This window comes from Agrobacterium sp. CNPSo 2736 (genome assembly GCF_004005385.1).
Classification (GTDB): domain Bacteria; phylum Pseudomonadota; class Alphaproteobacteria; order Rhizobiales; family Rhizobiaceae; genus Agrobacterium; species Agrobacterium leguminum.
On sequence record NZ_RZTX01000036.1, the window covers coordinates 1 to 10,831 of the forward strand.

Consider the following 10,831-nt stretch of genomic DNA (forward strand, 5'->3'; position numbering starts at 1 on the left):
GCGCTAGTAGCCTTGGCGTTCACGTTCCTGGGCTCCTTAATTTAGTGTTCTGCGAGACCATGAGATGGATCAGCGTGAACAGCCGTCGGGCCGTCTCCTGATCGATCTCGACCTTTGACATGAGGCGCTCTCTGAGCAGGGCGGACGCTTCGTTGTGAATGGCGCGGCGTCCCATGTCGATGGCTTCAAGCCGACCGGGCGGCAGCCGCGTTGCGCCATTGGCAAAGCTCTCGCAGACGATCCGGTAGTCCCCGAACAGCCGGCGGAATGACGTCAGCGAGAGGTGATGGCACAGGACGGGCGCGCCGTTCTCTGTGGTGACGGTGAGCACCAGTCGCCTGACCACCAGTTCGAGGTGTAGCCGGTAGGGGCCGCCGCAATGTTCGACCGGCGCAAAGCGATTGTTGTGGAGGACGTCGGAAATGGCGACAGCATGTTCGTGTTTCTTTGCTGCATCCGTGCGGCGGTTGAAGGGCCGCTCCAGAGAAATCGCTGAAAGCCGAAACCGCGATGGCGTGGAGCTCATGCAGCTCATCGCGCAAGGCCTCCCCGAATAGTGTCGACTACGCGATCGCGTTTTTTTTGCAGTGTCGAAAGACGTGGCTGCCGCCGGAACGAGGCCGACAACAGCCACTTTGCCCTGGGAGGCTGGGCAAAAGGAAAATCTTTTCGAAAACCTCGTTCCCCGAACTCGATGCGGAAACCGGGGACGGTTCTCATCGCTGCGCACTCTCTTCCGACCGCCATCGTGGCCGCGGAGATCGTCTTGTCGCGGCCCCGTGAGTGTCACCGGCGAGCAGGCGGGGGCAAGGACACGATTGCAAATCGAAGAAAAAGCGGCCGCCGCCGGGACCTGTTCGACGGCAGCCAAGTGACCTGCGTGGCCGGGGAAATTGGCGCTCGCAGGTCGGGAATTTCCTTCGATCGATGCTGACCCAAGACAATCGTCGAGGTTTCAGCAAACCCGCCGCTTAAGCGCACAGGGTGCAGATACTGGCAATGTCTGATGTTCTGCCGCATCTCAGCACCTCAGGGACGCGAGACGCGGGTTATAGGCTGGCTGCGGGCGCGGGCCGGGGTTGTCCCTCGTTCAATCGCCAGCACGGTCTCAGGTGCGCCAACACCATCATGAAAGGCGGCAAGCCGCTCGCTGAGCTCTTTATCGCTTGGCGATAGCCGATGGTTCAGGCGAAGATAGTCCGTCCAGGTCGGCGTCCGGAACGTCTCCGTCCACAGAGTGGGGACCAGGAGGTTGCGATTGAGCGTCCAGTTTCGTGCCCCCGCCCGGCTCTGGATGCGCCGCCGCTCGCGCATGCACTCGAGAAAAGCCTCAAGATCCTGCTCGCCAATGGCGTATTCGACTTTGACGACGATAGGTCCGCTTCTCGGCGTCAGGTCGAGTGCGAGCGACGGCGGTATGAACTCCGACGCTTCTTTCTCGGATTCTTCCCACAGCTCGATCGGCAGCACGAATGCTGCGGCGGCCACGAGCAGCAGAACCACGGCGGCGCCCTCGAAGGCGATGGTCAGGGAGTAGCTTTGCGCGACAGCGCCCCAGATCCAGCTCCCGGCAGCCATGCCACCATAGGAGAGGGCGTAGTAGATCGAAAGTGTCCGGCCGACGACCCACCTTGGGCTCGACAGCTGAATCGCAACGTCAACGCCAGTCCAAGTCAGCAGCCAGCCGGCGCCGCCGATGGCCAGCGCAAGCGCCGTAATGGGGATCAATGTCGTCAGCGGGAGCAGAAAGCAGCATGCCGCGCAGGCGACCGAGGCAAGTGCGATCAACCGATCCTGAGGCACGACCCGTCTCAGATAGCTGCTGCTCAAACCGGCGGAAAAGGCACCGACGCCGAAAGCGGCTAGCAGCGCTCCATAGACGATCGGCCCGCCCGCCAGATGATCCCGGACTATCAACGGCAGCAGCGCGAGGATGGAAATGCTTGCCACGCCGAACAACGCCCCGCGCGCGATTGCCGCCTTGATTTCCGAGGACATCGCGGTGAAGCGCAGTCCATCCTGAATGGCCGTAACCACGCGCTCGCGCGGCAGCGAAGATGAGGGCACGTGCCATTTCGAGCGGGCGATCGCGGTAAGCGGCACCAGGTCACTCAGCGCCGCCAGGACGAAAGCGGCCAGCGGTCCGAAGAAGGCCAGGATCGCGCCGCCAATGGCCGGACCGGTGCTTCGAACGATATTGTAGCCGACCGACATCAGGGTGACCGCGGCCGGGATGTCGCGCTTCTCCAGAATGTCGCCGACCGAGGCGTGCCAGGCCGGATCGTTCAAGGCAAAGCCGCATCCGGCGAGAAATACCAATCCCAGGATCAGCCATGGACTGAGGAGGCCCAGCGCAACAGAGATCGCCAGTGTCAGGGAGGCCAAAGCGATCAGAAAGTGACCGGCGAGCATAACTCCGCGGCGGCTAAAGCTGTCGGCAATGGCGCCGGCCAAAATGGACAGGAAGAAGGCGGGCAGCGTCGACGAAGCCTGAACCAGCGCGACCATCAGATCGGAAGCCGAAATCGTCGCCATCAGCCAGCTGATCGCCGTGGTTTGCATGAGCCATCCGAGGCTGGAGATCTGCGTTGCTGTCCAGATCGCACGAAATGCCGGGTTCCGGAGCGGAGCCAGGGTGGGCGAAACGGCCGAATGTGGATCTTCACACTGCATAACTATGCTATCCTGATAACTGACGCGTTCTCCCGAGTAGACGCTCCAACGTGCAAGTGACGTCTTGTCGGGAGAGCTCATATGGCCTCATAGGCATCGGCGATCTGCCGGATGGCTAGGCGGCAGTTCACCGAGTTCCGGTTGCTGCTCGATCAGTTCGCCGGTGCGCCCCCACGTGCTGCGAATGACGTCTTCCAGTCCGGAACGAACAGGATCGATTCCAGCGGCGCCTTCGAGGAACTCGTCCCGGATATCGGCGGAGAATTCCTTGCCGGTCATGCCTTCTAGCGCCGCGGCAATCGTTTGGTTGCGCCGCTCCATTAGGCCGAAAGGAATATGCGTCAGATTCTTTACCCACTCGAAGTAGCTGACGACAACGCCGCCGGCATTGACGTAGAGATCCGGAAGGACGGTGACGCCGCGGGCGCGCAAGACCTTGTCGGCCTCGAAGGTCACCGGACCGTTCGCGGCTTCGACGACGAGGTTTGCTTTGATGCGCTCGGCATTGCCTGCATGGATAGCGTTTTCCATCGCCGCAGGAATGAGGACGTCGCAAGGCTGCTCGATGCCGATCATATCGCCGGGAAACGAGGTTTGGCGCGGCGGAACTCGCAGATCGCGCGAAACGTCCGGTTCCTACGAGGAGCCAGGGTAGTCGAAGCGGCTGAATGCGGACCTTTAGGCTGCATTTCTTGTGTCTTTCTCAAGCTCCTAAGTATTGCTGCGACGCAGCAGAATATATCTGTTACCGGAAGACGAATTTCCGTTGTGCAGGCCACCGGTGCAGGTGGCCTGCATTGAGAACTTTAGGTATCTCAGCTGGGACCTCAGCCTAAGTTCATGAACGTACCGCCATAGCCGGCTGCGCAGGAATGTCTGCAACAGGAGCACGCACATGACATGCCACGACACGCCCGTCTGCCATCGGCACCAAAGGTGGCACGTTGATCCCGCAGCGCTCGATCGCGAGGGGACAGCGCGGGTGAAATGCGCACCCGCGCGGCGGATTGACTGGGCTTGGGACCTCGCCTTCCAAAACCTCCCCTGACCGAACCTGCGTAGGGTCGGGCACCGGAGCAGCCGCGATCAACGCTTCGGAGTAGGGATGAACCGGTTTGGTGAACAGCGCCTCGCAGGTTGCCAGTTCCACAATCCGTCCCAGATACATGACCGCCACACGATGGCCGATATGCTCCACGACGCCAAGGTCGTGCGAGATGAAGACGAAAGCTATCCCCAACTCCTCCTGAAGGTTCATGAGAAGGTTCAGGATCTGGGCCTGCACGGAAACGTCGAGAGCCGAAACTGCTTCGTCGGCGATGATGATCGCCGGCTTGAGCGATAGCGCGCGCGCAATCCCAAGCCTTTGGCGCTGACCGCCCGATAATTCGGACGGAAGCCTATGCATGATCTCAGGCGCCAGACCTACCTTTTGCAGTAACTCAGCAGCCAGTGCATCGCGCTTCTTCCGGTCCAGACGCTCAAAGTTCTCAACCGGTTCCGTGATGATTTGTCCGGCCGTGAGCCGTGGGTTCAGCGACGAATAGGGGTCCTGAAATACCATCTGCATCCGACGACGCCAATACCGAACCTCGTCTTTGTTGAGGCTCGCAATGTCGGTTCCATCGAGCAGCACGCGGCCATCCGTCGGGTCTATGAGCCGCATCAGCAGCCTTGCGATTGTCGACTTGCCGCAACCGGATTCGCCGACAATGCAGAGGGTCTCGCCTGCCTCAACAGAAAAGGAGACATCCTCGACCGCTCGCACAACCAGTGGATCTCTATTGAAGATGCCTCCACCGAGCGGATAGTGCTTGACCAGTTTTTCGACTTTCAATAGGGGACCGCTCATGCGCTCACTACCTCCTCGACATGCCAGCAGGCTGCTGCGTGATCTGCGCCGTAGTCTTCAAGTACAGGCGCCTTCCCTCGACAAACATCAGTGGCGAACGGACAACGCGCCGCAAAGCTGCACCCGGCAATCGGCTCGCGCAGGCTCGGCACGATTCCGGGGATCTCCGGCAGGCGGCGCTCTTTCCCGCGTCGCCTGTCGGGGACCGAGCGCATGAGAGCCTTGGTGTATGGATGCATTGGCCTGGCGAAGAGATCCGTCACCGTTGCATGCTCGACGATGCGGCCGGCATACATCACGATCACGCGCTGGCAGGTCTCGGCGACGACGCCGAGATCATGGGTGATGAACATTACCGCGGTTCCCGTGCGCTCCTTCAGCTCGACGATCAGCCGCAGGATCTGCGCCTGAATTGTGACATCAAGCGCCGTCGTCGGTTCGTCAGCGATCAGGAGTTCGGGTGAGCAAGCGAGCGCCATGGCGATCATGGCGCGCTGGCGCATGCCGCCGGACATCTCATGGGGGTAGTTGTTCACGCGGCGCTCGGGGTCCGCAATGCGGACAAGGCGCAGCATCTCTGCAGCCTTTGACAACGCCTCCGAACGGGAGGCACCGGTATGAATTTCCACCGCTTCTGCAATCTGACGGCCGACCGTGTAAACAGGATTGAGGCTCGTCATCGGATCTTGGAAGATCATCGCGATCTTGTCGCCGCGGATCTTTCGCATTTCCCGCTCGGACAGATCCAGGAGGCTCTGGCCATGGAAGCGAACCTCGCCGCCCACCGTCCTGGCGGACAGCTTCGGCAGCAGGCGCAGAATGGACAGAGCCGTCACGCTCTTGCCGCAGCCGGATTCGCCAACAACGCCGAGCGTTTCGCCTTTCTTCACCTGAAAGCTTACGCCGCCCAAGGCGCGGGTGACGCTCTCTTCACCGAAGAAGTGGGTCTCGAGATCTCGAACATCCAGAAGCACGTCCTTCTCGATTGTACGATGCGCCCATGAGTCTTGCACCAGCATCTCAGCGCCTCCGTTTCGCGCGCGGATCGAACATGTCGCGCAGGCCATCGCCGAGGAGATTTACGGCAAGGACCGTGATCGCGAGACAGATCCCAGGGGCGAAGATGGTCAGTGGGGCAATCGCGAGATAAAGTCGAGAACTTGAAATCATGTTGCCCCAGCTGGGGATTTCGGGAGGCACGCCGACGCCCAGGAAGCTCAGCCCGGCTTCGGTCAAAATAGCGCTGGCGCATACCGTGGCGCTTTGCACCATAAGCGAGGGAATTGTGCTCGGGAGAATATGTCGCCACAGCACCTTGGGTAATCGCGCGCCTCCACAGAGAGCGGCCTCAACATATGGACGCTCGCGAACGCTGAGGACCACTGAGCGAACCAGGCGCGCGACGGCTGGCGTCTCGGGGATCGCTATAGCAACAATGAGAATTCCGAGGCCAGGACCGGTAAGAGAGATGAGGGCAATGGCCAGCAAGATCGTCGGGATCGACATCAGGCCGTCCATAACGCGCATCATGATGTTATCGAACGGGCGGTTGTATCCGGCGACTATGCCAATCAGAAGACCACACAAAGCCGCGCATCCAGCCGCCGTCAGTCCGACCACAAGAGAAATACGAGCGCCGAAAATCGTTCGGGCAAACACGTCGCGGCCAAGATTGTCGCTGCCAAACCACAATTCTGCTGAAGGCGGTTGAAGCCGCTTAAAGGGATCCATTTCCACTGGATTGCCCGCGTAAAGCGGCGCTGCCAACGCCAGAACAATCAGGAGCAGCAGGAGGCCACCCCCAATGAAGACCAGGGGATGCCGTCTTGCGAGACGGGCCAGACTATTGAGCCTTGATGGAGTGGCCGTCACAGTCTCAAGCTTGGGAGAAGACAACGTCATATCAGTACCGGATCCGGGGGTCGATAAGGGTGTAGGCAAGGTCGACCGCGAGATTGATGACGACGTACAATCCTGAAGTCAGGATCAGGACGCTCTGGATGATTGGATAGTCGCGATTGTTGATCGCGTCGACCACGAGCCGACCGACGCCGGGTATATTGAACACCGTTTCGGTGAGGACGACCCCACCAATAAGATAGGCGAAGCTCAAACCGATGACTGTCAGGATCGGAACGCCTGCATTCTTTAGGGCGTGGTGAAAAAGCATGGCATAGGACGAAGCGCCTTTGGCGGCCGCCGTCCGCATGTAGTCTTCCGACAGGACCTCAAGCATGCTTGCTCGGGTCACTCGGGCAATGAACGCAATATATGCAAGCCCCAACGCCAGTGTCGGAAGAATGAGGTGCGAAAACCAAGGCCACAGGCCGCTGTCGATCGGCGCGTAACCTTGCACTGGGAGCCAGTTTGTTCGAATTGCGAACACGTAAATGAGAACGTAACCAAACACGAAGACCGGAACCGAGTACCCGATCGCTGAGAAAGCGGTAAGGAAGCGATCGATGAAACCGTTAGGTCGCCATGCGGCAAGCATGCCCAACGAGATCCCGAGCACAACTGAAAGGATCATAGTCAGCATCGACAGCGAGAGCGTCGGCTCCAACCGCATCGAAAGAAGCTCGATAGCGGGGCGCCCCGAGAAGATTGAGGTCCCGAAATCGCCGCTAAGGATACTGGTTGCCCACTGTACAAACTGGATCGGCAGCGGCTCGTTAAAGCCGAGGCGATCGCGGATACCAGCGATCATTTCGTCTGTGGCCATGGGCCCAGCAAGGATCGCTGCCGGATCCCCCGACGCCAGCCTAAGAAGAAGGAAGATGAACGCCCCGACCATCGCCATGACGGCGATGGCCGAAACCATCCTTCGAAGGATGTAGTAGACCATGGCTTCAAGCCTTCTCCATGTTCCACAACGCAACGACGACCTTAGGTACTCCGACCATACCTGTTAGCGCCTTGCTTCGCGCAATGGGCTGCACAAAGTTGCCAAGCATAACGGCGCCGACGAAGTCCCACCAACGGCTTTGCATCTGGCGCGCGAGCGACATGCGCTCATCGAACCCTCCGGCATCGGGCCATTGGCTTCGAAGACTTTCATATTTGTCGTCTTGCGGCCAGCCGTACCATGCTTTGTTACCATTCGCCTGAAAAAAAGGAGTGCCAATGGGATCACCGAGAGCGACGCCGGACCAGGATGATACCAAGATGCTCCAGCCGCCGTCCGCAACCGAACTCTTGTCAGATCGGCGCTTTACGACCCCACCCCAATCACTTGGCGCTAGCTCGGCATTGACGCCAATCTTCTGCAGTTGGTTTGCAAGCAATTGCGCCGCATGGTCGACTACTGCATCGTCCGTAGGATCAAGGATGACCACCTTTTCCCCAGAGTATCCGGATTCCTTGAAAAGTTGTTTAGCTTTCTCCGGGTCGCCCCCCTTCTTGAACCAACCTGTATTTTCGTCATTCGTGTATCGTGTTATTCCGAATAGAGAAATCACGGGGCGGGTGTATCTTGCGTCGCCAATGGCAGCTTGCAAGATTGCTTCCTGATCGACGAGGTGAAGCATCGCCCGGCGAGCCTTAACGTTGTCGAATGGTTTCTGCAGGCAGTTCATCCGTAGGAACAGGTTGTTGCCAGCCCTGTTCAATACCTCCAGTCCAAGACCCGGATCGCTCTCAATAATTGGCAAGAGATCGTACGGCGGGCTTGCCATGAAATCTATCTCTCCGGCCTGCAATGCCGCCAGAGCAGTCTGCTGATCCTTGATATTCTGGAGAATGACCCTGTCGACCATCACTACCTTGCCGCCGGCGAAGCCATCAGGAGCCTCCTCGCGAGGCACGTATTTTTCATTGCGGTCGTAAACGAAAGAAACGCCAGGACTGGCAAGGTCATGGTTAAACTTGAACGGTCCAGAACCAATATTGGCGGTTACCTGTTCAGTCGCGGGAAGTTTTGCATCCTGTTCGCGCATAATTGCGAGAAAGAGGCCGCCTGGTGCAGCCAGTATATCGATAAGAACTCCCAGAGGCTCCTTAAGCACAATGACAAAGCTCTTGTCATCCTTTGGAGATATCTGCGTGGCGCGTTCCATCAATAGCTTTCCACCGGAATCCGCTTGTCCCCAACGTCGAATCGAGGCAACGCAGTCCGCTGCAGTAACAGGCTACCATCGTGAAACTGCAGACCATCTCGAAGTTCGAATGTATAAGCCTTCTTGTCGTCCGAAACCTCCCACTTATTAACCATCTGAGGCTGCGGCACGAGATTAGAGTCGACTCCGAACAAGGTGTCGTAAATCGCTATCGCGTGCGTGTAGGTATCACCAGACGTCGTCAAGATAGGGTCGAAAATGGCGGCAAGGCCAATCGCCATCCGAACCGTCCCATCAGCTTGCGCCGTCTGCGCCCGCAGGACCGACGGGAGCGATAAAGCCGCTCCGGCGGTAACGCTTAACTTAATGAGGTCGCGTCTAGAAATCATCATGCTTTACTCCCATTTTTTGGTTCCCTTTTGCCCCCAGTCGATGCTGAGATTTTGTCGGTCGTCCGGTTCGACGTCCGCGCTGTGCGTCTATTTCTTGTAAGGCCACTCCGTACTAACACGCCTGCGGTCAATATGCAACAATTGGTTTGTTTTGTGGTAATAAAATGAAACATGTGTGCCGTACTTGCTATTTGGGCACCCGTGAATGTTGCCCGCAATGCGTGGTGAGGAGGACACCTTTGGCTTCGATACCCTTCTTCCCTATGAAAACTGGTGCAGCGACCAAAGAGCGATTGGAATGTGGCGAGGCTGGATGTCACTAGCGACTTCGTAAGGTGCGAAACGTTTCGCGCACATGGCGCAGGGGAATTACGCTGAATCGAACCAAGCTTTCATGGGAAAATAAAGCTGCGCGCCATTTCCATACTGATCATCCAGTCGTTGGCGGCATTTGGAGATGAGGTGAATCCAGCATATGAACTCGTGAGCACCCGAATTCGGTTGAGGCGTACTCGGCAACTGTCGAGGGAGGGCATTTGGCAAGAAGAAAATTTTATCGTTTTTCTTTGCAATTCGGGCGGCACATATGTTTCATGGTGACTTAAATAAGCAACGCAATCGCTGCAATTTGAAACTGGTGTGTTTAGGGAAGCGACATGAGCCTCGCAGAATTCGGTGCCAAAATGAGCCGGGAGTTTGAGCAGCTATCGCCTCAAAATCAAAAGGGCGCTGCATACATGATGCGCTTCCCTGAGGACGTCGCGCTGTTGTCGATGCGGGACGTTGCTAAGAAAGCTGGCGTACATGCCTCAACGCTAGTCAGGCTGGCGCAAGCACTTGGGCATTCAAGCTACGTCGACATCAAGAAGCAGTTTGCAGAGTCCTTGAAAGAGGGGCGTCTGTCCTCGTTCTCGGCCCGCGCTCGAGAGCTGCAAGTCCGAAACGATACGTCTCGCGCTGACAGTCACTATCCGACGATCGTCCATGAACATGAAGCGATACTGGGGGAAATACTCTGCCGAAACGGGCTGGACCGAATTGACTCCTTTGCTCGCCAGCTTTTGGCGGTCGAGAAGCTGTTCATGTTCGGAGTCCGCAGCGCGTTTGCGCCTATGTACCAGTATTTTTATCTGTACCAGATGTTCCGTCAGAACGGCATCCTGGTGAACGACCCTGGTGGCGCTCAAAGCGATTTACTTGGAAAACTTCGAGCAGCAGATGGTTTGCTGCTGGTGAGTTTCAATCCATACGCGCGGGCATCCGTCCATGCAGCACGATTGGCGCAAGAGCTGGGGGCATCGGTATACTTGATCAGCGATAGCCTTGTTTCTCCAGTGGCGGCCCATGCCACCGCCATTCTCACCGTGCCAACATCTATTTCTTCCTTCTTTCCCTCACTCGTCGGTGTGAACGCGCTTCTGGAAGTCGTAGTGGCAAGACAGGTCGTTTTCTGTGGTTCGACGGCGATCGAAGAATTGTCTTCAACTGAGAAGAGGCTGCTCAAACTAGGCGCCTATTGGAATGAAAGGGAAGAGAAGTGACTGCATAGCAATTCGTATGAACAGCTCCTTCATGCCGCCCACGCTGGCGTTGCCTTTGCTCCAGGACCGTCGAGGCCTGGTAGAGCGGCAAGGAAAGAGGCTCCGCAGTTCTCGTCGTTGCCGATCTGGCGGCGAATGTCGCGGACGGTACGGCCGAAATAGATCCTGAGGGTCCGCAAAGCCTTGTTTGGCCCGCGTGAATTGCTTGGCATGGGTGCGACCTGAAAGTCGCATGTATCTCTGTCTCAAAGGAGAAGTACTTTATGTAACCTTACGAAACTGGTTGCTCCATCAGCCATTCCCTACCCGGGCACGCGG

Annotated in this window: 7 protein-coding genes and 3 pseudogenes; 1 reads left to right on the forward strand and 9 read right to left on the reverse strand. The window is 57.9% G+C overall.

What is annotated here, in order from left to right; genetic code table 11:
* Positions 1-19: 19 nt before the first annotated feature.
* The 8 genes and pseudogenes from EM858_RS26475 to EM858_RS26510 all read right to left on the reverse strand — a co-directional run bounded on the left by EM858_RS26475 (position 20) and on the right by EM858_RS26510 (position 8,972).
* Positions 20-535, reverse strand: a complete 516-nt coding sequence (locus EM858_RS26475; RefSeq protein ID WP_127758515.1) for a UPF0262 family protein — start codon at positions 533-535, stop codon at positions 20-22.
* A gap of 494 nt (positions 536-1,029) precedes the next feature.
* Complete coding sequence (locus EM858_RS26480; RefSeq protein ID WP_127758516.1) at positions 1,030-2,673, reverse strand: MFS transporter; 1,644 nt, start codon at positions 2,671-2,673, stop codon at positions 1,030-1,032.
* 77 nt (positions 2,674-2,750) lie between these two features.
* Positions 2,751-3,264: pseudogene (locus EM858_RS26485) on the reverse strand (glutamate dehydrogenase); the annotation flags it as partial.
* A 247-nt stretch (positions 3,265-3,511) separates the two neighbouring features.
* Positions 3,512-4,525: an oligopeptide/dipeptide ABC transporter ATP-binding protein gene (locus EM858_RS26490; protein WP_127758517.1), complete on the reverse strand. Its 1,014-nt coding sequence runs from the start codon at positions 4,523-4,525 to the stop codon at positions 3,512-3,514.
* Positions 4,522-5,544: an ABC transporter ATP-binding protein gene (locus EM858_RS26495; protein WP_127758518.1), complete on the reverse strand. Its 1,023-nt coding sequence runs from the start codon at positions 5,542-5,544 to the stop codon at positions 4,522-4,524. The genes EM858_RS26490 and EM858_RS26495 overlap by 4 nt, the downstream gene beginning before the upstream one ends.
* A gap of 1 nt (position 5,545) precedes the next feature.
* Complete coding sequence (locus EM858_RS26500; protein WP_127758519.1) at positions 5,546-6,427, reverse strand: ABC transporter permease; 882 nt, start codon at positions 6,425-6,427, stop codon at positions 5,546-5,548.
* A gap of 1 nt (position 6,428) precedes the next feature.
* Positions 6,429-7,370, reverse strand: a complete 942-nt coding sequence (locus EM858_RS26505) for an ABC transporter permease (RefSeq protein WP_127758520.1) — start codon at positions 7,368-7,370, stop codon at positions 6,429-6,431.
* A 4-nt stretch (positions 7,371-7,374) separates the two neighbouring features.
* Positions 7,375-8,972, reverse strand: a pseudogene (locus EM858_RS26510) (ABC transporter substrate-binding protein).
* A 656-nt stretch (positions 8,973-9,628) separates the two neighbouring features.
* Here EM858_RS26510 and EM858_RS26515 point away from each other — a divergent pair.
* Positions 9,629-10,513, forward strand: coding sequence for a MurR/RpiR family transcriptional regulator (locus EM858_RS26515; RefSeq protein ID WP_127758521.1), 885 nt, complete (start codon positions 9,629-9,631; stop codon positions 10,511-10,513).
* Between the two features lie 16 nt (positions 10,514-10,529).
* Here EM858_RS26515 and EM858_RS26520 read toward each other — a convergent pair.
* Positions 10,530-10,726 (reverse strand): annotated as a pseudogene (locus EM858_RS26520) (IS5/IS1182 family transposase); the annotation flags it as partial.
* Between the last annotated feature and the right edge of the window lie 105 nt (positions 10,727-10,831).